We start from the raw sequence: 21,091 nt of genomic DNA, 5'->3' as shown, positions 1-21,091 counted from the left end.
GCTAACTATATTTTACTTTTCTTAAAATTCGTGTACTCTCTTTATAATAGTGATAGGCTTCGCTGCTGTACTTTTTTAGGAATGGTTTTGCTTCTTCCAGTTTTTCCATCGCTTCGCCGAAGCCGTTAAGGTAACAAAGCAAATAGGTTGAAGGTAGGTTTTTAACATCCTTTCGCTGGTTTTTAGTAAGCGGAAGCAATTTTTTTAGACGCTCTAAAAGCATATTGTTGCTATTGTAGATATGATAAAGTGTGTTTTTGTCGAATTGTGGTGGCTCGAATACCAGTTCACTTTGGATCTCGTAAGTAGCGTTATCTTTAAAATGAATTGTGACTTCTTCTAAAGGATAATAACGATAGCTATTGGGAACACCAAGATGAACATACTCCAGGATTTTAAAACTGTTAGCATCTGAAGTGATACTTACTTCATCTAAATCTGAATAAAATAATTTTACCTGTTCGTTTATTAAAGCGATATCTACCCGGCTAAAATAAAGTTCGCCTTTTGCATATTTTTTCTTTCCCGCCCAGCAAACCACAAAATATTCTTTAAAAACCTGGTAAGTAGGATTCAGTTTTTTGTGGTGATTAATAAAATCGAAAACGCCGTTTAATGTTAGTTCGATATTGTTTTGTGCGTGTTTTTCGATGGAAGCAACAACTTCAGAATTTTCATCTTCAATTTTAATATCAAAATCTTTGGGCATACTTATGCTTCCGTCCCTAAGAAAGATCGATCCGCCGTAATACTTCCATATATTTTTTCGCAGCGAACATATTTTTCCATTATTAGGGCGAATGGTAACCAGCCCAACCACCAAATGATCTGGAAGGTGAGGAAACGGAATATTCTCGTACATCACCTTGGGCGGATTGCTTAGATAGGCATTAATTAGATTTTGAATCTTACTGTCATCAAAAAAATCGATCCCAATAATCTGATTGTCCTCATCTCTAACCCCAATAACGATATACGAGTTGTTTTTTGGGTTAGAGTTTGCCAGTGCACAAATATGTTTTAGAAACTTCGCCTTCCCCTCTTTTTCGCTAATGTTAAGTTGCAGTTTTTTATCATAAAAACTGTTTTCGTCATTATGCGCCAAAAGGTTTTTAATAAGAAGGCGTTTATTGATCATATCATTGTTTGTCTACAATAGTGCTACTTGCCTGTGCGGTACACATCACTATTAGATCTGCAATATTAACATGGTAAGGTCGTGTTACCACAAACCGAATGATATCTGCAATATCTTCTGGACGTAAAGCCTCAAAACCCTGATATACTTTTTTTGCTTTCTCGCTATCTCCTTTAAATCTTACGTCACTAAATTCGGTTTCTACAAGTCCGGGGTTTATAGCACCAACGCGAATTCCCTTGCCGTTAAGATCGATACGCATTCCCTGGTTAATCGCATCTACCGCATGTTTGCTGGCGCAATATACATTTCCATTAGGGTATACTTCTTTCCCTGCTGTAGAACCTATGTTTATGATATGTCCAGATTTTCTTTCGATCATTCCCGGAATTACCGCTTTGCTTACATATAGCAAGCCTTTTACATTAATATCTATCATCGCCTCCCAATCTTCTATGGCTCCGTCTTGGATTGGATCTAAACCATGTGCATTTCCGGCATTGTTAATTAGAATATCGATATTAGAGAAATCTGGAGGTAAATTTTCGATCTTTTTAAAGACTTCTTCTTTGTCACGAACATCAAAGCTTAGGCATAATACTTCAGTTTTTTTACCAAGCTCTTCTTTAAGTTCATTTAAACGTCCTTCTCTTCTTCCGCAGAGAATTAAACGATAAGCTTCACCGGCTAAAGCTCTGGCCGTTTCTTTTCCTATTCCACTTGTTGCTCCTGTTATTAAGGCAGTTTTCATCACAAAAATTTTTGAAGTCTAATTTAAGAAAGTATTTACAAGTTTGGGGGTAAAGTATAGCAATAAGACTTATAATCTTGTTAAAATGAGTTAAGGAATATTAAAGTTGAAAATGAAATAAAATTCGCGCCGTTATTTAGCCTGAATAAACCAAATCTATTTTTATGAGAAAGCAATTTTTTAATTTGAAATTTTTATGTCTGGCTGTTTTTACGGGGCTTGCCTTAAGCTCGTGTAGTGATGATGATGAATCTGGAGCGGCCGAAGGGGATGCCAGAATTTCGGTAAGAATGGTCGATGCGCCAGGAGATTACGAGGCTGTAAATATCGATGTAGAACAAGTGCAGGTGCAAACCGGAGCCGAGGACGACGAAAACGAAGCTTGGATAAGCTTAGATACTGAAGCCGGAATTTACAACCTACTTGAGCTTACCGGCGGAGTATCGCAATTATTAGCCGATGAGGAAATTGAAGCCGGATATGCCGGGCAAATTCGATTAATTCTTGGAGACGATAATACGATCGTGGAAAATGGCGAAGAATATCCGCTTGCAACTCCAAGTGCACAGCAATCTGGTTTAAAATTAAATCTTAATCAGGAATTAGAACCTGGTGAAGAGTATTTTTATGTGCTGGATTTTGATGTAGATGAATCTATCGTAACGCAGGGAAATGGTGGTTATACTTTGCGCCCGGTAATTAGAATCTCTGCGGGAGACGATGCCGGGATGATCGTTGGAGAAGTTCACCCATCAGAGTTTAGAAGTTTAGTAACGGCAACAAATGCTTCGTATAGTATTTCTGCTTATACTAATGCTGAAGGTGAATTTGCGCTCTACGGAGTGCCAGAAGGAACCTATCAAATCACTGTTGAAGCAGATCCAATCTCTGGATTAGATGATCTAACTGTAAATAATGTTGTAGTAGACGACGATGAAACTACAGATTTGGAGACTTTGTTCCTGGAGTAAAAAAATGTTATAAACAGATTATCGAAAAAGGCGCTAATGTAAATATTAGCGCCTTTTTTATTGGCACCGCCAACGGGTGTAATACTCCAAGGCTTGCCTCGAAATTAAAAAATTGTCTCTAGTGAATGCCTCGTGGGCTTGTCCCGAGGTAGTTAACTTTAGTGATTTTAGAGATGTTTCTTAAAGAAGCGTGTTTAAAGCTTAGTTCTGTCTGGTTTTAGCCGATTTTACAAGGTTTTAGAGAGAATTTTTAATAGAAATCAATAAAACAAAGAATCTGATTGTTATGGTTTTAAAAAATATTAATCACTGATACACAATAGAATTTAGTGCATTCCGTTAAATTTATGCTTAAAACAAATAATGTAGATTATTGAATACCCGAAAGTTTAATAATATTGAATTTGCTACGACCACTGTATGGTTGTATATTCACGTTTTAAAATCTAATTAGAATAATGACAGATAATCAATCTTCTTTAGACATCGCCAGTCTAAATGAAAAAATTGAAAGAGAAAGTGCTTTCGTTGATGTGCTAACTACAGAAATGAATAAAGTTATCGTAGGACAAAAGCACATGGTAGAACGATTACTTATAGGTTTATTAGGACAGGGACATATCCTTTTAGAAGGAGTTCCGGGTCTTGCAAAAACCCTGGCTATTAATACTTTATCACAAGCTGTGCATGGATCATTTAGTCGTGTGCAGTTTACTCCAGATTTACTTCCCGCAGATGTTGTAGGTACGCTTATTTATAATATGAAGATCAATGACTTCAGTATAAAAAAAGGACCTATTTTCGCTAATTTCGTCCTTGCCGATGAGATTAACCGTGCACCGGCAAAAGTACAGTCGGCTTTACTGGAAGCGATGCAGGAAAAGCAAGTAACCATTGGAGACGAAACTTTTAAATTAGATAAGCCGTTTTTAGTAATGGCAACGCAAAACCCGGTAGAGCAGGAAGGAACTTATCCTTTACCTGAGGCCCAGGTAGACCGTTTTATGCTAAAAACAGTGATTAAATATCCACAATTAGAGGAAGAGCAACTAATTATTCGTGCAAACCTTAGAGGTAGTTTCGAGAAGGTAAATCAGGTGGTGAGTATCGAGCAGATATTAAGAGCTCAACAAACGGTTCGAGAAGTATATATGGACGAGAAGATCGAGAAATATATTCTTGATATTATTTTCGCCACACGTACGCCAGAGAAATATCGCTTAGAAGATCTAAAACCACTAATTAACTTCGGAGCTTCTCCTCGTGGTAGTATTAACCTGGCAACGGCAGCAAAATGCTATGCTTTTATCAAGAGAAGAGGATATGTGATTCCTGAAGATGTTAGAGCCGTTGTTTACGATGTTTTACGTCACAGAATAGGAATTACGTACGAAGCCGAAGCCGAGAATATAACTTCTGAAGATATTATTGGTAAGATCGTTAACGAGATCGAAGTACCATAGGTATTTGCATTTATCAATTGTAAATTATCAAAAATGCTTTGGTAATTGATTATTGTTATTTGTTTATTGAAAAATATGGATACCAAAGAGTTACTTAAGAAAGTTCGTAAGATCGAAATAAAAACCCGTCGCCTTAGTGATCATATCTTTGGCGGTGAATATCATTCTACCTTTAAAGGAAGGGGAATGACTTTTAGCGAGGTGCGCCAATATCAATTTGGTGACGACGTTCGTAATATCGATTGGAATGTTACAGCACGATACAGTGAGCCTTTCGTTAAAGTTTTTGAAGAAGAAAGAGAGCTTACCATGATGCTGGTAGTTGATGTTTCAGGATCAGAATTTTTTGGAACTCAACGTCAGTTTAAAAAAGAAGTGATTACTGAAATTGCGGCGACATTGGCATTTTCAGCAACACAAAATAACGACAAGATTGGTTTGCTAATGTTTTCAGACCAGGTAGAGAATTACATTCCGCCTAAAAAAGGAAAATCTCACGTTCTAAGAATTATACGAGAATTGTTAGAATTTCAGCCAAAAAGTAAGAAAACCGATATTTCATTGGGCTTAAAATATTTATCGAATGTGATGAAGAAAAAAGCCATTGTTTTTGTGTTATCAGATTTTATGAGCGACGACTATCAGCAAACGCTTAAGATCACCGGTAATCGTCACGATGTTACCGGAATACGAGTATACGACCAGCGTGAAAAGGAAATTCCTAATATTGGTTTGGTACAAATGTTGGATGAAGAAACCAACGAATATATTACCGTAAATACAGGTAGCAAAGCGGTTAGACGCAGTTATACTGAATATTATCTGGATCGATTAAGATATTTTGAAGAAAGCTTTGCCCTTAGTGGAGCAGGAGTTATTAATACCAGGGTAGACGAAAGTTATGTGAAAAAACTTTTAGGGTATTTTAAAAGAAGAGGCTAAGCATATTAAGATGAAAAAAGATCAATTGTTAGATTCTATTTATAAAAAACATACTTTAAAAAAGCAGTTGCAGGCAGTATTGGTTATTGTTGTTGCTTTTTTTGCTTTTCCCGCCATGGCGCAGGAAGCTCAGGTTTCAGCAAGTATCGATACCGCCAGGATCAAAATTGGTGAGCAGATTCTATATAAAATTAATGTGGAAACAGATTCTACCAATCTGGTAGTTTTTCCTGAGGGGAATACTTTTTCACCATTAGAAGTTGTAGAATCATTAGGAGCCGATACTACAAGAATTCAAAATAGATTTCAGCTTTTAAAAGAATATACCTTAACCCAATTCGATTCGGGTTCGTACACCATTCCGCAGCAAAGAATTATTATTAACGAGAAACCGTTTTTAACCGATTCTATACGAGTTGAGGTTGCAGATGTTGCAGTAGATACTACCAAGCAGCAAATGTATCCTATAAAACCATCGGTAGAGATACCTCAAAGTTTTAGTATTCCGGCCTGGGTTTGGTGGTTGCTTGCTATATTGATGATATTGGGCGTTTTGCTATTCTTTTTTATTAAGCGTAGAAAAGAAAAAGCACTGGAAAATAAATTGCCGCCTTACGAGCAGGCTATGAAAGACCTGGACGATCTTGACAAAAGTACGCTTATCGAAAACCGAGAAGTTAAGGAGTATTATTCAAGATTAACATATGCGGTTAGACGTTATTTAGACGAAAAAGTCTATGATCGTGCAATGGAAAGCACAACGACCGAGCTGATTAGCTTTCTTGAAATGCAACAAAAATCTGGTGTGCTTCATTTGCATGGGAAAACACTTCAGAATTTAAAACAAATATTACAAAGAGCCGATCTTGCAAAATTTGCCGGTTCGCGCCCAGATGTGATCACAGCAAAAGAAGATCGTAACAAAACCCGAATGATCATTAACGACGTTAAATCGTCGATGCCAGAGCCTACCGAAGAAGAGCTAATGCTAGACGAAGAATATCGTCAAAATAAGCTTTCTAAAAAACGTAAGAAAAGATTGATTTTGGGTGTTTCAGGCGGAGTTTTAGTGATCTTTATCGCCCTGGCTGTTTTGATTAGTTCTAAAGGTTTGGATTATGTGATCGAGACCTACTGGGGACATCCAACTAAAGAATTGTTGGAAGGAGAATGGATTAGAAGTGAATATGGAGCTCCCGCTGTAGCGATTACCACTCCAGAGGTTCTGGTAAGACAGGAAATGGAACTTAGCGAAGATGCTACACAAACCTATGCCGATGCACAAATGTTTAGTTTTGGTAGTTTGGTAAGTAATTTTTACACCAGTTTAAGTACCCGAATTTTTACAAAACAGGATCAATTTGATCTTAAAACAGGAGTAGACGGGGTTTACAAAGAATTAGAAAATCAGGGTGCACAGAATATAGTGATGAAACAGGAAGAATTTAGCACTGTAAATGGCGCTAAAGGAGTACGAGTTTTTGGAACTTTAGAAATGACGAATCCTGTAAATGACGAGGTGCAGCCTAAAAAATATAGTATCCTGAATTTTGCTGAAAACGGAGGCTTCCAGCAGATCACAGTGATCTATGATGAAGAAGATAGCTATGCTGAAGAAATTTCCGGAAGGATCATAAATTCAGTAGAACTTATAAAATTGAATAATTAATGTTTGCGAATTTCACTTTCGAAAATCCTGAGTTTTTCTGGTTGTTTATTTTACTTCCGGTAGCGATCGCATGGTATTTCTGGAAAAGAAATCTGCAAACTCCGGCATTAAGAATGTCGAGTATTCAGGGATTTAAAGCTAAATCTAGCATTCTAGCAAAATTAAGACCGCTTCTTTTTGTTTTAAGGATGCTGGCACTTGCTTTACTAATTGTAGCACTGGCACGACCAAGAACAGTAGATGTTTCTACCCGAACCAATAGTACACAGGGAATCGATATTGTAATGGCAATAGATGTTTCTGCAAGTATGCTGGCGAGAGATCTTCAGCCAAACAGATTAGAAGCAACAAAAACTGTTGGTGAAGAATTTATAAAAGGGCGACCTTCAGATAGGATAGGATTAGTACTTTATTCAGGAGAAAGTTTTACCAAAACACCTATTACCAGCGATAAATCTGTGGTATTAAGAGCTCTAGCCGATGTAGAATTTAACACCATTTTAGAAAGTGGTACAGCAATTGGTTCTGGTCTGGCGACTTCGGTTAACCGATTAAAAGATAGTAAAGCCGAAAGTAAAGTGATCATTTTACTTACAGATGGTGTAAATAACTCTGGGTTTATCGATCCTAAAGTAGCCAGTGAGCTTGCTAAAGAATTTAATATAAAAGTCTACACTATTGGTGTTGGTACCAATGGGATGGCTTTAACTCCGGTAGGTATTGCAGGAAATGGTAGTTTTAGGTTTGGTAACCGCCAGGTAGAGATCGATGAAGAATTACTGCAGCAAATTGCAGATGAGACGGGCGGAAAATACTTCCGGGCGACCAATAATGAAAAGCTGGAAGATATTTATGAAGAGATCGATCAATTAGAAAAAACCGAGATCGAAGAATTTAAGTATACTAATTACGATGAGAAGTTTCGGCCATTTGCATTATTGGCAGGCGCCTTACTTTTATTCGAATTGTTATTAAGATATACCGTATTTAGAAGTTTTATATAAAGCTTAGGATGTTAGTATTTGAAGAAGAAATATATTTTTGGCTGTTTTTAGTCATTCCGGTGGTTTTACTACTTTTTATTTTCCTCCTATTCTGGAAGCGAAAAGCACGTAAAAGTTTTGCCAGTGATGAGCTTTTGCAAAAATTAGCGCCAAATAAGTCGAATTTTAAGCCTATTCTTAAAGTTATTTTGGCTTGTATGGCTTTGGCCTGTTTAGTGGTTGCTTTGGTGAATCCAAAAATGGGAACTACGATGGAAACTGTAAAGCGTGAAGGTGTAGATATCGTTTTTGCGATCGATGTTTCCAAAAGTATGGATGCTGAAGATATTGCGCCAAGCCGAATTGAGAAGTCAAAACAATTGGTAAGACAGATCCTAAACGGATTGGGAAGCGACCGTGTTGGGATTATTGCTTATGCAGGTAGTGCTTTTCCGCAGTTACCAATTACAACAGATTATGCCGCTGCAAAAATGTTCCTTCAGGCTTTAAATACCGATATGATAAGTTCCCAGGGAACCGCCATTAGTGATGCGATCGACCTGGCAACTACTTATTACGATGACGATAATCAAACAAACAGGGTATTGTTCATTATAAGTGATGGTGAAGATCACGAAGGAAATGTAGAGTCTATTGCAGATGAAGCTGCAGAACAAGGCATCAGAATTTATACTATTGGAGTAGGAAGCGAAAAAGGAGGGCCAATCCCAATTAAAAGAAATGGCGTAGTTCAGAATTATAAAAAAGATCAAAACGGGGAAACCGTAATAACAAAACTTAACCCGGCAACGCTTCAGGAAATAGCTGCTGAAGCTAATGGAGAATATATAGAAGGCAATGTAACTGCCAACGTAACTGAAACGGTACAGGATTTGTTACAGAACATAGAGAAAACAGAATTTGAAGCAAAACAATTTGCCGATTATCAATCACATTTCCAGTGGTTTTTAGGGATTTGCTTTATATTTCTGTTTTTAGACGTATTTCTTTTGGAGAGAAGTACAGCATGGATTAAAAAGCTTAATTTGTTTAACGAAACAAGAAAGGATTAATATGAGAACTGCTAAAATGACATTTAGGCAAAACTCGTTTTTCCTGATTTTAGCATTGCTTTTTTCTGCAGTGGTTAATGCACAGCAGGCTAATGATGAAAAACGTCTAAAAAAAGAAGCAAATGCCTATATGAATGAAGCCGAGGAGGCTTTAAGTGAAAATGATTTTGCAAGTGCAGAGGCTGCTTATAGAAAAGCTATAGCTAAAGATCCTGCGAATACCGCAGCAAAATATAATATGGGAAACCTGTATTATAATCGCGAAAAATCTGGCGAATCGCAATCCAGGTTTGTAGAGGCAGATAAGGTTTCTGAAAGTAAAGAAGATCGTCACCGGATAAATCATAATCTTGGGAATTCTTTTATGAAGCAGAAGAAATATAAAGAAGCTGTTGAAGCTTATAAAAATGCTTTAAGAAATGATCCTACAGATGATGAAACTCGTTATAATCTGGCTTTGGCAAAGAAGAAATTAGAAGAAGAACAGCAGCAAGATCAGAATAACGACGACAATCAGGACAATCAGGATAACAAAGATCAAAACGAAGATCAAAAAGATCAGGATCAAGATAACGAGGGAGATAAAGGCGAGGATAAGGATCAGGATGGAAAGCCAGAGGACGAAGGCGATAATGAAAAGCAGGATCCAAAGGACGGAGAAGGAGACCAGGAAAATGAAAAACCTCAGGATCAAAATCCTAACGAACAGAATAAAGAGGATCAGAATCAAAAAGATCAAAAGGGAAAACCCGATCAGCAAAAACAGCAACAGCCTCAACCTGCACAAGGACAGCTTTCGCCACAACAGATTAAAAATCTGCTTGAAGCTATGAATAACCAGGAAGAGAAAACGCAGGATAAAATGAATGCTGAAAAAGCTAAAGCTGTAAAAACTCGATCAGATAAGGACTGGTAGAATCCTGAATTTCGTTGATAAACGGGACTAAAAGATTCAGTCTCAATAGCCGTCGGGATGCCCCGAAATAAAGAGGTTTTTAAACAAATGCCTCATCGGCTTTTCCTGAAATAGTTTACTAATTAGATCTAGATTAGAATTAAGGTTTACAAATGAAATTAAAGTTAATAGTATTAAGTCTGTTTCTATTTACTACCTCACTTCTTTCTGCACAGGTAAAGTTTACAGCAGAAGTTAGCCGGGAGCAGGTTGGAATCAACGAGCGTTTGCGTGTTGATTTCAATATGAATAAGGACGGTGATAATTTTACTCCGCCTTCTTTTACCGGCTTTAAAGTAGTTGGTGGTCCCAACCAGCAGGTTAGTAATAGTTGGGTAAATGGGAAAAGTACTTTTTCTAAAACCTATAGTTATTACCTGCAGCCTAACTCTAAAGGAACCAAAACGATTGGCCAGGCAGAAGTTACTGTAGATGGTACAGTTTACAAAACTTCCCCTGTAAACGTAGAAGTTGGTGATGCTGTAGAACGACCTCAGGACGGAAATAATGCTGCCATCGTGCCCGAAGATAATCTGCATTTGGTTGCAGAGGTTTCTAAACCTAACCCATATCTTAATGAAGCGATAACCGTAGTTTATAAACTGTACGTAAGTGAGCGTATAGGGATTAGCAATTTTAGAATGCTGGACAATCCAACATTTCCAGATTTTTGGAGCCAAAACTTAAATATAAACGGTTATAGATTTGAACAGGGTACTTACCGAGGTGAGCCATATCGTTATGCAGTGGTGCACAAATCTTTATTATATCCACAAAAAACCGGGAAACTGGAGATCGATCCTATAGCAATTTCAGTTTCTGTAGATGTTCCTAGTCAGCGTAGAAGCATTTTTGGAGGGATCATTTACCAAACTGTAGAAAAGCGAGTAACCTCGTCTAGTAGAGAGATCGATGTAAAGCCATTACCAACACAGGGAAAACCTGCTAATTTCACCGGTGCTGTTGGTAGTTTTGAGTTTAGTGTAGATCCTAGTAAAACAACTTTAGATGCGGGTGAATCGCTTACAGCTTCAGTAAAAGTGAGAGGTCGTGGTAATCTTATGCTTTTTGATCTTCCAGATCTTTCAGTTCCAGCTTCATTAGAGATCTATGAGCCAGAACGTAAAGAGAATTTTAGTTCTACATTAAATGGAACGCAAGGAAGTCTTACCGAAGATTATACTATTGTTCCTTCAAGAAAAGGGGAGTATCCAATCCCGGGATTAAACTTTTCGTATTTCGATCCAAGATCTGAAACTTATAAAAGTATTAGTACAAACGATATTGTGATTGATGTTGAAAATGGTCCAGTAGGAACACCTGCATCTTCCACAAATAGTACGGGAGATAGCAATGTGGTTACAAATAATAAACAGCCGGTAACATTAAGTGGCGATCAATTTAGATATATAAAATTAAAAGCCAATCTAAAATCGTTAAACGAGCCTTCTTTCTTTAGATCATGGTTATTTTGGTTGCTATTAATTTTACCATTATTAATAATTCCTTTAGTGATCGTATTTGGTAAAAAGCGAGAAGCCAGAGCTAACGATGTTACAGGAAATAGAATAAGAAAAGCCGATAAATTAGCCAGAAAATATCTTTCTGAAGCCAGAAAAAATCTTGGTGAGCAGCAACAATTCTACATTGCATTAGAAAGAGCAATGCATAATTACTTAAAAGCCAAATTGCATATCCAGACTGGTGAAATGAGTAAAGAAAGAATAAGTGAAATCCTTACCGAAAAAGGAGTAGATCAAACAACAACAGCTCAGTTTATCGAGATCCTTAAAAGTTGTGAGTTTGCCAGATATACACCGGCATCGATGGTAACCATGAAGCAGGATTATGATAAAGCCGCGAACGTGATATCAACTTTAGATAAACAATTATAATTATGAAAAAGGTCTTTTTAATTATACTCGTTTTTTGCACTACAGTTGGTTTTGCCCAAAATGAGGCAGTTTTTGAAGAAGCAAATAAAGTCTACGCCGATGGGAATTACGAAGAAGCGATTGCTAGCTACGAGAGCATTTTAAATGATGGTGAAGCTTCTGTTTCTTTATATTACAATTTAGCGAATGCTCATTACAAATTAAATCATATTGCGCCTAGTATTTATTACTACGAAAAAGCACTTCAGCTAGCGCCAAACGATTCAGATGTAAAGAACAATATTCAGTTTGCCAGGAATATGGCGATGGATGATATTCAAAGTGTAGAGCGAACTGGTATTTCTAAAACTTTCGATGATCTAATTGCGACCTTTAGTTACAATACCTGGGGAAGCATTGCGATTGGCTTTATGCTAATATTCGTTATTTTATTCCTCTTTTATTACTACGGAAGGAGTACACTTGTAAAGCGCATCTTCTTTATTGGTTCAATGGTTTCTGTGGTACTTTGTATAGCTTCAGTAATATTTGCATTCAGCCAGGAAAATATTCAGCTAAATAATAATTATGCGATTGTTTTTGCTGAAGAGGCCGGAGTTAGAAGCGAACCAAACTTACGAGGAGATCCTTCATTTTTACTACACGAAGGGACAAAAACCAAACTCTTGGAAAACTATCAGGAATGGTACAAAATTGAAATTGCTGATGGTAAACAAGGTTGGATCTTAAAGGAAAACCTTAAAGAATTATAAGATTAGCTGTCTCCAGACTATTTTATTTTAAACAAAGTAGATACAGCCAGTTACAAAATTTCATACTTTTATAGTATGAAAGTGATCGCATATATCATTGCCCTATTGTTTTTGGGCTTTCTTGCTATACCTTCGATCGAAGCAATTGTGGACGATAATCTAAATTGTTCACAAGTTTATACTGTCAATGAAGAAGAGAATAAAAGCGAGATTAACTTTCAGTTTAAATTAACCCAGCATCAGGATTCAGGTTTTTTAATTAATCAGTTTAGTCTTGATAAAGATCAGGTATTTTATGATTCTCGCCAGACATATCACAATATCTATATAGATGTGACTTTTCCTCCACCTAAGCAGCTTTAAATTTTGAGGTCGAACTTACCAAAATCGACAAATTAAAAGGAAGATTTAATAGATCTTTTAAAAATTCAATTTTTAGAGGTCATCAAAATTTCAAGCTTATGTTTAAACATTTAAATAAAGATTTACCGGCCAGTCTTGTAGTATTTTTTGTGGCCTTACCATTATGTCTTGGTATTGCCCTGGCAAGCGGAGCCCCTGCATTTTCGGGTTTAATTGCCGGAATTATTGGTGGTATCGTTGTAGGAGCAATTAGTGGATCGCAGCTTGGTGTAAGTGGTCCTGCCGCTGGTTTAGCAGTGATCGTATTGGGAGCGATCGCAAGTTTAGGCTTTGAAAACTTTTTGGTAGCTGTAGTGATAGGTGGTGCAATTCAGATATTATTAGGAATACTTCGAGCCGGAGTTATTGGTTATTATTTTCCATCTTCAGTAATAAAAGGAATGCTTGCCGGAATTGGAATTATTATTTTTCTAAAGCAAATTCCGCATGCGTTTGGATATGATTCTGAGCAGGAAGGTGATTTTTCTTTTTTTCAGCCGGGAGGAGAAAATCTTTTATCAGAATTATTAAATATGTTCGATTATATTTCTCCAGGTGCTATTATTGTAACCTTATTATCGCTGGCTATTTTATTACTTTGGGAAAATGTCCTGATCAATAAAAACAGAATCTTTACTATTGTGCCGGGCCCATTGGTTGCGGTATTGGTTGGAGTAGTATATTTTTTATTAACTCGTAATACAGAGATCGGGATTGCTGAAGCTCATTTGGTAAAAGTTCCGGTTCCAGAGAGTTTTTCAGATTTTACCAGCCAGTTTAGTTTTCCAAAATTTGGAGCAATTACTAATCCTCAGGTCTGGATTACGGGAGTCACGATCGCAATAGTAGCCAGTTTGGAAACTTTACTTTGTGTAGAAGCTTCAGATAAGTTAGATCCTCATAAACGTGTTACACCAACCAATAGAGAATTGGTCGCGCAGGGAACCGGTAATATAATTTCTGGTTTAATAGGTGGTTTGCCTATAACCCAGGTAATTGTAAGAAGCTCTGCGAACGTACAATCTGGGGCAATGACAAAAATGTCTGCAATATTTCATGGGATATTCCTATTGATTGCGGTGGTGGTTATTCCGGCGGTTTTAAATATGATTCCGCTTGCTGTGCTTGCTGCAATTTTATTTCTGGTAGGTTATAAATTAGCAAAGCCCTCTCTTTTCAAAAAAATGTACCGTTTGGGTAAGGCTCAATTTTTGCCTTTTATCGTTACTATTATCGGCATCGTTTTTACCGATCTTTTAAAGGGGATAGGCTTAGGTTTGGCTGTAGGTATTATCATTATTTTACTGAATAGCTACCGCAATTCTCACTTTTTGCACAAAGAAGAAGTAGATTCAGATCTTCACATTTATAAAATGGTTCTTGCTGAAGAAGTTACGTTTTTAAACAAGGGAGCTATAAATAGGGAATTGCATAGTTTGCCGAAGAATTCTCAGCTTGAGATCAATATAAAGAACACCAGATTTTTGGATTATGATATTCTTGAAATTTTAGATGAATTTGCCGTCCATGCGGCCGAGAAGAATATTAGGATAACCATCCTAACAAAAAATGGGGAAGTTGTAAACCCTGAAAGTTATTCGAAATTTTTTATAACCAATGCTAATGCTTAATTTTAGATAAAAATAGAGATGGAATTTTATAAGCAGATTTTAGAAAACAACAAAGAATGGGTGAGCAACAAGCTAAGTTCTGATCCAGATTTTTTTAAACGTCTAGAGAATGGACAACAACCACCACTACTTTGGATAGGTTGTGCAGATAGCCGTGTTCCTGCAAACGAGATTATTGGCACACAACCCGGTGAAGTTTTTGTACATCGTAACATCGCCAACATGGTAGTGCATACAGATATGAATATGTTAAGCGTTTTAGATTATGCGGTTAATGCACTTAAAGTTGAACATATTATCGTTTGTGGCCATTATGGATGTGGAGGTGTTAAAGCCGCTATGGAAAACAAATCTATTGGCTTGATCGATAACTGGATTAGACATATAAAAGATGTTTATAAAATGCATACCGATGAGCTTGAAGCCATCGAAGATGAAAAAGAACGTTGGGATCGTTTTGTAGAACTGAACGTGATCGAGCAGGTATATGATTTAGCTGAAACATCTATTCTTCAAAATGCCTGGAAGAATGAGCAGAAAGTTGTGATACATGGTTGGGCTTATGGCGTAGGAACCGGTATTGTAAACGACCTGAATGTTCACTTAAGCGGAAATGAGAAATTAGATGAAGTTTACAGATTAAACTTCTAGTATTTATATTTTTTGTGCGGAAAGAGAAGAAGCCTTAGGGCTTCTTTTTTTGTTTTAAAAATCATCGTTAGAATCCTCTTCTTCATTGTTTTTAGGATCCCAAATATCACGTTCCCTTGCTTCTCTTAAAATGGTAGGCAAAATTGTTGGTGCAATGATCGCAATGGGCTCATAAAGTACAGATTCTTCAATGGTTTCGTCTTCAACGATATCAATTTGCTCTTCTGTAGCTCTAAAGAACATCATAACAACACTCGCTAAAAATGCAAGCTTTAAAAGCCCAAAAACACCTCCTAATATTTTATTTACCATTCCCAGCGCCGCGAGATTAGCCACTTTGGTTAGAAATTTTCCGGCCAAGGTTACCAGGAATAAAATTAGAATAAAGGTGATCGCAAAAGCGAAAAGATTGGTTACATTTTCATCCCAATTTACATGATTAGCTAAAAAATCACTTAAAATATGGCTAAAATAGATCGCACCATAGATCCCGGCGATTAAACCAACAAGCGCTGCAACTTCAGCAAAAAGTCCACGAAAAAAGCCACGTATTAGTCCGTATAATAAAACAATCCCCAGGATGATGTCGATGGTGTTCATGTAGTTTTCTTTGATCTATTGGTAAATTGTTTTAATATTTCGTTACAGTCGTTTTTGCCCAAATATCGCCCAATCTCTGATTTTTATCTGAAGTTTTTATAATCACGATGCCAATTACTCCAAAAAGGAACATATCGATTGGGTCTAAGAGATGTCTTTTAAAAGACTGTCCAAAACTTATTTTTTTCGAATAACCAGAAAATGTTACCGGTTTTAATTGAACAATAGTATTACCTACGGTAGCACCAAACCAGGTTTCGAGGCAAACAATAAATAGAAACCAGAATAAAACGGGGATTAAAGCGGGTAAGCCGTTTAGATGATAGGTATACTCATCGTCTGGCGTTCCCAAAATAAAAACGAGCAAAAAAGTAATAAAGTATACTATGCTATAATCGATAAAACCGGCCAAATATCTTCTAACAATATACTTAGGTTTTGGTTCTTCAAAGGAGTCTAAATCTTGCATGTAAAGGATATCTAATCAAATATAAATAATTTGCGTGCAAAACCTATATTTGCAGCATGGCAAGAGATGAAAAATTAAAAGAGCGGTGGGAAGATCTTCAGCAAAAATTAGCAGCCCAATTTGCAGATGGTGAGATCATGGAACTTGATGCTGTAATTTATATTATTGGTGTGCAGGAACTTGGGCAGTTACATCGCCGATTTAAAAAGGATCAAAAAGTCGATCTAATGCATATCGCTATTTGCAGGCTATTGGAGCCTTATGGCTATTACGAGTTTGATTATTTTGACGAAGACGGCTGGCCACATTATAAAGTTTTAGAGCAGTTACCTAATTTAAAAGCCGGCGAACAAAGTATCTTAATGAAAGAAGCAATAGTCCAGTATTTTCTTGAAAAGGAATATATTTCGTAGATGAACGCATTGCTTTATTTTACCGATTTCCCCAATGATTCTGGGCCTGTCTACACTGAAACCATTCAGGGAAGATTTCCGGTAGAACCTTTTAATACGTTTAGCAATCTTTTCTTTTTAGCGATCGTGATTTATTTCTCTTATCGCGTATATAAAAACTACAAGGCACAATTATTTTTAAGTTTTGCTTTACCCGTATTGTTTATTGGTTGGGTTGGCGGTACCATCTATCATGCTACCAGGAGTCACGAGATCTGGTTGTTAATGGATTGGGTGCCTATCGATATTCTATGTTTAGGGGCTTCTCTTTATTTTGCTTCTAAAGCCAGTTCTAAGAAAAGGCAGGTAGTGGGCCTAATGATCTTAGTGCTTTTGTTGGTTTTGGGAGTACGTTTTATTCCGTTTAGATCACATGGGCAAACTTATGCGTATATCGCAACGGCTATAGGCTTATTACTTCCTATAGGGATTCATGTTTTTCAAACTAGATTTAAGCATTCTAAATATATGGTTTTTGCGGTGTTAAGTTTTGCTGTAGCGATAAGCTTTAGAGCTTTAGATCGTTACATTCATTTTTCCATGGGAACGCATTGGCTGTGGCATAGCTTTGGTGCATTTTCAGTATTCTTTTTAATGAAGTATATTTTCCACGATGCGAAGTCGTCCAGACTCGTAAATAATCAAGATTAGATTTCTTCTTTTTAAGCTTCAGGTTTTATCGGTTTTTAATACAGGCTAAAGGCGTAAATTTTTATAAATTTGCCACCTTATAAGAATGGTATCTATGATTGATAAGATTAAGGAACATATTGCTGATGTTAAAGCGTTTAACGCTGATACGAAGGAAGAAATAGAAAATTTCAGAATAAAATATCTTGGTAAAAAAGGAATTTTAAATAGCTTTTTTGCTGAATTTAAGAACGTTCCTAACGAACAAAAGAAAGATTTTGGGCAAACGGTAAACGAACTTAAAACCTCTGCACAGGCAAAAGTAGACGAATTGAAGGATCGTTTAGAAAGCCTGGAAGAAGAAAAAGGAATCTATGGCGATCTTTCTCGCCCATCAGAACCTTTGGAAATTGGTTCTCGTCATCCTATTTCGATAGTTAAAAATCAAATCATAGAGATTTTCTCTAATATTGGCTTTAATGTTTCTGAAGGGCCAGAGATCGAAGACGACTGGCATAACTTTACAGCATTAAACTTACCAGAATATCATCCGGCAAGAGATATGCAGGATACGTTTTTTATTCAAACAGATCCTGATATTCTATTAAGAACGCATACATCATCTGTGCAGGTAAGATATATGGAAGGGAATAAACCGCCAATTAGAACCATTTCTCCTGGTCGTGTATTTAGAAATGAAGCTATTTCTGCACGTTCTCACTGTATTTTTCACCAGGTAGAAGGATTGTATATCGATAAGAATGTTTCGTTTGCAGATCTTAAGCAAACGCTTTTATATTTTACAAAACAGCTTTTTGGAAAATCTAAGATTAGATTAAGACCTTCTTATTTTCCATTTACCGAGCCAAGTGCAGAGGTTGATATCTATTGGGGATTAGAAACCGAAACAGATTATAGGATTACCAAAGGAACGGGTTGGTTAGAGATCATGGGATGCGGAATGGTAGATCCTAACGTACTTAAAAACTGTGGTATCGATCCAACAGAATATTCTGGTTTCGCCTTTGGGATGGGGATAGAACGTATCGCCATGTTGCTTTATCAAATTGGTGATATTCGTATGTTTTACGAGAATGATGTACGATTCTTAGAGCAATTTAAATCTTCTATCTAAAATCCTGAACAAGGAATTTATGAGTTTGTTGAGAGAAGACCAGCCTTAAAACACCGAACTTTCCAGAAAAAGAAAACTTATGAAAAAATCTGGTTTCATTATTCTGGCGGTTATCGTTTTAGGGATTGCGTTATATCTCGCAATAGCTGTTTTAAAAATCACAATTGGTTTAATTGTACTGGCAATTGCAGCCGTTGTTTTGTTTGTACTTTGGTATATGATTAAACACAAGTGGGAAGAAAAATTTGAAAACGAATCTTAAAAAGATCGAATTTTGAAAAAGGATATAGAAATTCCTAAGGTTGAAAAAGTTCACGTTGCTGCAGTAAGAGAATTCAATAAAGAGTTTCAGGCAGACGAGTGGAATGCTTACATTATCAATAATAAAAATGTTTCTATCGAAATGATCCTTATCGTAGCTAAAGGTTATGATGGGAAGAAAGAAACATCGGTGATGCGCCACAAGCTGGAAAAATTACCGCCACATTCATTCGCGAAGATCGAATTTATTCAGGATGAAGTTTTAGGACTTAATAATGAATACCAGGTAACTTTTTTTGCTGAAAACAAGATGTTCGAGAAAGCATTTGTATTTAAGAAGAATAGCGTTAACGAAGCAAATAAAAAAGAACTGCCTATTATTCCCAAATTGGGCATTTTAGCCGAATAATTTTAAATAAACTACCTCGGGGCAAGGCATCGAGGCATTCGTTGGAAATAAATTTTTAATTTCGAGGCTAGCCTCTGGGTATTATACCCTTTGGCGATGCCAATAAAAAAGCCTCTGGAAACAGAGGCTTTTTTGATATTATATTTTCAGTATAACTTACTGAAGTTTATTAGATGTATCGTTATAAGTTCCAACTACGGTACTACCACTATTCTGTCTAACAGTTCCAAAAACATGGATGCTGGAATCTTCTCCAACAAATTCTAAAGTAGCACCGCTATTCAGGTTTAAATTACCATAAACCGTAAGGCTTCCTTCGATTCTTAGCACAGAACCGCTGTTAATATTAAGATCGTGATTTCTGCCATAGGTTCCTACGGCCATTGCGCCTCTCATATTAAATTCTCCCTGGCTGTTGATGTTTGCACCGTTCTGAATGTTTATCGATCCACAGAAAGTGAAATCTCCACCAACGTTTAAGTTTTTAAGTGTTGCAGAACCACGGTAAGCTAAAACTTCGTTGCTGTTTACATTTAGATTAGAACGCCCGGTGTAAACATCGTAAGATTCACATTCGGCAAAGTTTTCGTTTACTTCTGGCTGGCTTATTTTTATGATTCTTAATCCGCCGGTGCCAGAGGCAACAAAAATATATTCACCATCAGATTGAATGTAATTAGAAGATCCTTCTAAATCTACAACACCTTCTTCAACTAAAGTATTATTTTCGTCTAGTTTAGCGATACCAAAACCAGCTCCACCATTAGCCATTAAAATAAAATCTCCTGCAATAGAAACTGCATTTGTTACAACATCTGCATCATCATATTCTGCTTCAGGAAGAATCTGAATGTCTAATTGCTGCAATGCATTCCCAGAATTGCTATCATAAATTCCTACACCATTACTACCTTCAGAAACCAAAATCGCCTGATCTTTAAAGGCAATAGTACGTTTCGATTCGCTCGCTAAATTAGGAGTGCTAATATTGTTTAAAACCGAAAGATCGTTAGGATTATACATTGCAAGACCTTCGCTACCACTTAGTACGGCAATTTTATTGTCTCCGTAAGCGATCGATCTAAGATCTGGTATAGTTTGCTCAAGGATAGTTTCTAAACTAGCTGCGTCGTAAAGACCTAAAACACCGGTCGCGCCACTTACTCCAATAATTCTGTCATTAAAACCTGCAATATCAACAGCAACATTTCCCTCAATTGGTTTTAATTGAAAGTCCTGTAAAAAGTTACCTTCAGAAACACTAACGTAACCAATGTTCGCGCGATATTCAAGATTTAAAAGCTCGTCTGTATTTACTGCGGAAGCAAAATATAATCTCCCATTATTAAAATAAGCTGAAGTAAAATCTACAATATCTGAAGTTACTCGGCTTTCTACAAAAGGATTGGTTTTATCTGTAATATTGATAATATCGATACCACCAAGATAAGCTTCACCTTCCATCATGTAAGTTACATAGGCATAATTTCCGTCGATCTTTACGTGGCTTGCTCTAAGTGTAGTTCCATCTACAACCGGAGGATCTACGGTTGCGATCTGCTCTAAAGCAATATCACTTACTTGTGGATCTTCGTCTTCTACAGCTTGTCTGGTAAGACTGGCTCGATTACTGGCAGTGATCGAAGAAATACTTAAAACACCGGCTCCGTTTCTGCTTAAAACGCTTTCTAATTCGCTTTCGTCATTATTAATTTCGAAGTTTTGCTGAGTGTATTCGTTCTCATCAAAATGGTCGTTACTGTCACTACATGCGATTGCCAGGAAAGACAAGATTATCAATCCTGCTAGTAATTTTTTGCTCATAGGGGGCTTGTTAAATTTTGGGCAAAAGTAATCAA

22 protein-coding genes are annotated in these 21,091 nt (G+C 36.8%); 17 read left to right on the top strand and 5 right to left on the bottom strand.

Features of this window, described 5'->3' with window-relative positions:
* Position 1: 1 nt before the first annotated feature.
* Together BM201_RS01715 and BM201_RS01710 are read right to left on the bottom strand one after the other, a co-directional pair.
* Positions 2-1,138: an ATP-binding protein gene (locus tag BM201_RS01715; RefSeq protein WP_092539668.1), complete on the bottom strand. Its 1,137-nt coding sequence runs from the start codon at positions 1,136-1,138 to the stop codon at positions 2-4.
* Between the two features lies 1 nt (position 1,139).
* Positions 1,140-1,889: an SDR family NAD(P)-dependent oxidoreductase gene (locus BM201_RS01710; protein ID WP_092539667.1), complete on the bottom strand. Its 750-nt coding sequence runs from the start codon at positions 1,887-1,889 to the stop codon at positions 1,140-1,142.
* Positions 1,890-2,053: 164 nt separating this feature from the next.
* Between BM201_RS01710 and BM201_RS01705 the strand changes: the two genes are divergently transcribed.
* The 12 genes from BM201_RS01705 (at position 2,054) to can (ending at position 15,276) form a co-directional block, all read left to right on the top strand.
* Entirely contained in the window at positions 2,054-2,860 is an 807-nt protein-coding gene (locus tag BM201_RS01705) for a DUF4382 domain-containing protein (RefSeq protein WP_092539666.1), read from the top strand.
* 458 nt (positions 2,861-3,318) lie between these two features.
* Positions 3,319-4,323, top strand: coding sequence for an AAA family ATPase (locus BM201_RS01700; protein WP_092539665.1), 1,005 nt, complete (start codon positions 3,319-3,321; stop codon positions 4,321-4,323).
* A gap of 75 nt (positions 4,324-4,398) precedes the next feature.
* Positions 4,399-5,265 (top strand): DUF58 domain-containing protein, encoded by an 867-nt coding sequence (locus BM201_RS01695; RefSeq protein WP_092539664.1) that lies wholly within the window; start codon positions 4,399-4,401, stop codon positions 5,263-5,265.
* 10 nt (positions 5,266-5,275) lie between these two features.
* Positions 5,276-6,934 carry a DUF4381 family protein gene (locus BM201_RS01690; RefSeq protein WP_092539663.1) on the top strand — a complete coding sequence of 553 codons (1,659 nt, stop codon included), beginning with the start codon at positions 5,276-5,278 and terminating at the stop codon, positions 6,932-6,934.
* The gene (locus BM201_RS01685) at positions 6,934-7,938 is read left to right on the top strand and encodes a vWA domain-containing protein (RefSeq protein ID WP_092539662.1); all 1,005 of its coding nucleotides are present in this window, start codon (positions 6,934-6,936) and stop codon (positions 7,936-7,938) included. The genes BM201_RS01690 and BM201_RS01685 overlap by 1 nt, the downstream gene beginning before the upstream one ends.
* Before the next feature lie 8 nt (positions 7,939-7,946).
* On the top strand, positions 7,947-8,990 hold the full coding sequence (locus BM201_RS01680; RefSeq protein ID WP_092539661.1) for a vWA domain-containing protein: 1,044 nt from the start codon (positions 7,947-7,949) through the stop codon (positions 8,988-8,990).
* A 1-nt stretch (position 8,991) separates the two neighbouring features.
* Positions 8,992-9,906: a tetratricopeptide repeat protein gene (locus BM201_RS01675; RefSeq protein WP_092539660.1), complete on the top strand. Its 915-nt coding sequence runs from the start codon at positions 8,992-8,994 to the stop codon at positions 9,904-9,906.
* Between the two features lie 152 nt (positions 9,907-10,058).
* Entirely contained in the window at positions 10,059-11,840 is a 1,782-nt protein-coding gene (locus tag BM201_RS01670) for a BatD family protein (protein WP_092539659.1), read from the top strand.
* Positions 11,841-11,842: 2 nt separating this feature from the next.
* Positions 11,843-12,592 carry an SH3 domain-containing protein gene (locus BM201_RS01665; RefSeq protein ID WP_092539658.1) on the top strand — a complete coding sequence of 250 codons (750 nt, stop codon included), beginning with the start codon at positions 11,843-11,845 and terminating at the stop codon, positions 12,590-12,592.
* A 75-nt stretch (positions 12,593-12,667) separates the two neighbouring features.
* On the top strand, positions 12,668-12,955 hold the full coding sequence (locus tag BM201_RS01660) for a hypothetical protein (RefSeq protein ID WP_092539657.1): 288 nt from the start codon (positions 12,668-12,670) through the stop codon (positions 12,953-12,955).
* Between the two features lie 98 nt (positions 12,956-13,053).
* Positions 13,054-14,625, top strand: a complete 1,572-nt coding sequence (locus tag BM201_RS01655) for a SulP family inorganic anion transporter (RefSeq protein ID WP_092539656.1) — start codon at positions 13,054-13,056, stop codon at positions 14,623-14,625.
* Positions 14,626-14,643: 18 nt separating this feature from the next.
* Positions 14,644-15,276 (top strand): carbonate dehydratase, encoded by a 633-nt coding sequence (gene can, locus BM201_RS01650; RefSeq protein ID WP_092539655.1) that lies wholly within the window; start codon positions 14,644-14,646, stop codon positions 15,274-15,276.
* A gap of 54 nt (positions 15,277-15,330) precedes the next feature.
* Here the strand turns inward: can and BM201_RS01645 are convergent, their stop codons facing one another.
* Positions 15,331-15,876, bottom strand: coding sequence for a CvpA family protein (locus tag BM201_RS01645; RefSeq protein WP_092539654.1), 546 nt, complete (start codon positions 15,874-15,876; stop codon positions 15,331-15,333).
* Between the two features lie 31 nt (positions 15,877-15,907).
* Positions 15,908-16,345 carry an RDD family protein gene (locus BM201_RS01640; RefSeq protein WP_092539653.1) on the bottom strand — a complete coding sequence of 146 codons (438 nt, stop codon included), beginning with the start codon at positions 16,343-16,345 and terminating at the stop codon, positions 15,908-15,910.
* Positions 16,346-16,401: 56 nt separating this feature from the next.
* On the opposite strand from BM201_RS01640, the gene BM201_RS01635 reads away from it, so the two are divergent.
* From BM201_RS01635 to BM201_RS01615, 5 genes are all read left to right on the top strand, one after another.
* Entirely contained in the window at positions 16,402-16,758 is a 357-nt protein-coding gene (locus BM201_RS01635) for a hypothetical protein (protein ID WP_092539652.1), read from the top strand.
* Entirely contained in the window at positions 16,759-17,448 is a 690-nt protein-coding gene (locus BM201_RS01630; RefSeq protein ID WP_092539651.1) for a hypothetical protein, read from the top strand.
* A 94-nt stretch (positions 17,449-17,542) separates the two neighbouring features.
* Positions 17,543-18,562, top strand: coding sequence for a phenylalanine--tRNA ligase subunit alpha (locus BM201_RS01625; RefSeq protein ID WP_092539650.1), 1,020 nt, complete (start codon positions 17,543-17,545; stop codon positions 18,560-18,562).
* Positions 18,563-18,641: 79 nt separating this feature from the next.
* The gene (locus BM201_RS01620) at positions 18,642-18,824 is read left to right on the top strand and encodes a hypothetical protein (protein ID WP_092539649.1); all 183 of its coding nucleotides are present in this window, start codon (positions 18,642-18,644) and stop codon (positions 18,822-18,824) included.
* 12 nt (positions 18,825-18,836) lie between these two features.
* Positions 18,837-19,232: a hypothetical protein gene (locus BM201_RS01615; protein WP_092539648.1), complete on the top strand. Its 396-nt coding sequence runs from the start codon at positions 18,837-18,839 to the stop codon at positions 19,230-19,232.
* A gap of 156 nt (positions 19,233-19,388) precedes the next feature.
* Here the strand turns inward: BM201_RS01615 and BM201_RS01610 are convergent, their stop codons facing one another.
* The gene (locus BM201_RS01610) at positions 19,389-21,056 is read right to left on the bottom strand and encodes an LVIVD repeat-containing protein (RefSeq protein WP_092539647.1); all 1,668 of its coding nucleotides are present in this window, start codon (positions 21,054-21,056) and stop codon (positions 19,389-19,391) included.
* Positions 21,057-21,091: the final 35 nt, after the last annotated feature.

Origin of the sequence: Zunongwangia mangrovi (assembly GCF_900112105.1) — a bacterium.
GTDB classification, from domain to species: Bacteria; Bacteroidota; Bacteroidia; order Flavobacteriales; family Flavobacteriaceae; genus Zunongwangia; species Zunongwangia mangrovi.
Note: the sequence above shows the minus strand (reverse complement) of the source record. Positions and strands in the feature narration are given on the sequence as shown.

Excerpts from the sequence above, each read along its gene's own strand:
- BM201_RS01670 (WP_092539659.1), top strand. The coding sequence starts at position 10,059 with ATGAAATTAAAGTTAATAGTATTAAGTCTGTTTCTATTTACTACCTCA.
- BM201_RS01675 (WP_092539660.1), top strand. The coding sequence starts at position 8,992 with ATGAGAACTGCTAAAATGACATTTAGGCAAAACTCGTTTTTCCTGATT.
- BM201_RS01710 (WP_092539667.1), bottom strand. The coding sequence starts at position 1,889 with ATGAAAACTGCCTTAATAACAGGAGCAACAAGTGGAATAGGAAAAGAA.
- BM201_RS01690 (WP_092539663.1), top strand. The coding sequence starts at position 5,276 with ATGAAAAAAGATCAATTGTTAGATTCTATTTATAAAAAACATACTTTA.
- BM201_RS01610 (WP_092539647.1), bottom strand. The coding sequence starts at position 21,056 with ATGAGCAAAAAATTACTAGCAGGATTGATAATCTTGTCTTTCCTGGCA.
- BM201_RS01645 (WP_092539654.1), bottom strand. The coding sequence starts at position 15,876 with ATGAACACCATCGACATCATCCTGGGGATTGTTTTATTATACGGACTA.
- BM201_RS01705 (WP_092539666.1), top strand. The coding sequence starts at position 2,054 with ATGAGAAAGCAATTTTTTAATTTGAAATTTTTATGTCTGGCTGTTTTT.
- BM201_RS01665 (WP_092539658.1), top strand. The coding sequence starts at position 11,843 with ATGAAAAAGGTCTTTTTAATTATACTCGTTTTTTGCACTACAGTTGGT.
- can (WP_092539655.1), top strand. The coding sequence starts at position 14,644 with ATGGAATTTTATAAGCAGATTTTAGAAAACAACAAAGAATGGGTGAGC.
- BM201_RS01655 (WP_092539656.1), top strand. The coding sequence starts at position 13,054 with ATGTTTAAACATTTAAATAAAGATTTACCGGCCAGTCTTGTAGTATTT.
- BM201_RS01635 (WP_092539652.1), top strand. The coding sequence starts at position 16,402 with ATGGCAAGAGATGAAAAATTAAAAGAGCGGTGGGAAGATCTTCAGCAA.
- BM201_RS01625 (WP_092539650.1), top strand. The coding sequence starts at position 17,543 with ATGATTGATAAGATTAAGGAACATATTGCTGATGTTAAAGCGTTTAAC.
- BM201_RS01660 (WP_092539657.1), top strand. The coding sequence starts at position 12,668 with ATGAAAGTGATCGCATATATCATTGCCCTATTGTTTTTGGGCTTTCTT.
- BM201_RS01715 (WP_092539668.1), bottom strand. The coding sequence starts at position 1,138 with ATGATCAATAAACGCCTTCTTATTAAAAACCTTTTGGCGCATAATGAC.
- BM201_RS01640 (WP_092539653.1), bottom strand. The coding sequence starts at position 16,345 with ATGCAAGATTTAGACTCCTTTGAAGAACCAAAACCTAAGTATATTGTT.
- BM201_RS01680 (WP_092539661.1), top strand. The coding sequence starts at position 7,947 with ATGTTAGTATTTGAAGAAGAAATATATTTTTGGCTGTTTTTAGTCATT.
- BM201_RS01700 (WP_092539665.1), top strand. The coding sequence starts at position 3,319 with ATGACAGATAATCAATCTTCTTTAGACATCGCCAGTCTAAATGAAAAA.
- BM201_RS01685 (WP_092539662.1), top strand. The coding sequence starts at position 6,934 with ATGTTTGCGAATTTCACTTTCGAAAATCCTGAGTTTTTCTGGTTGTTT.
- BM201_RS01630 (WP_092539651.1), top strand. The coding sequence starts at position 16,759 with ATGAACGCATTGCTTTATTTTACCGATTTCCCCAATGATTCTGGGCCT.
- BM201_RS01620 (WP_092539649.1), top strand. The coding sequence starts at position 18,642 with ATGAAAAAATCTGGTTTCATTATTCTGGCGGTTATCGTTTTAGGGATT.
- BM201_RS01695 (WP_092539664.1), top strand. The coding sequence starts at position 4,399 with ATGGATACCAAAGAGTTACTTAAGAAAGTTCGTAAGATCGAAATAAAA.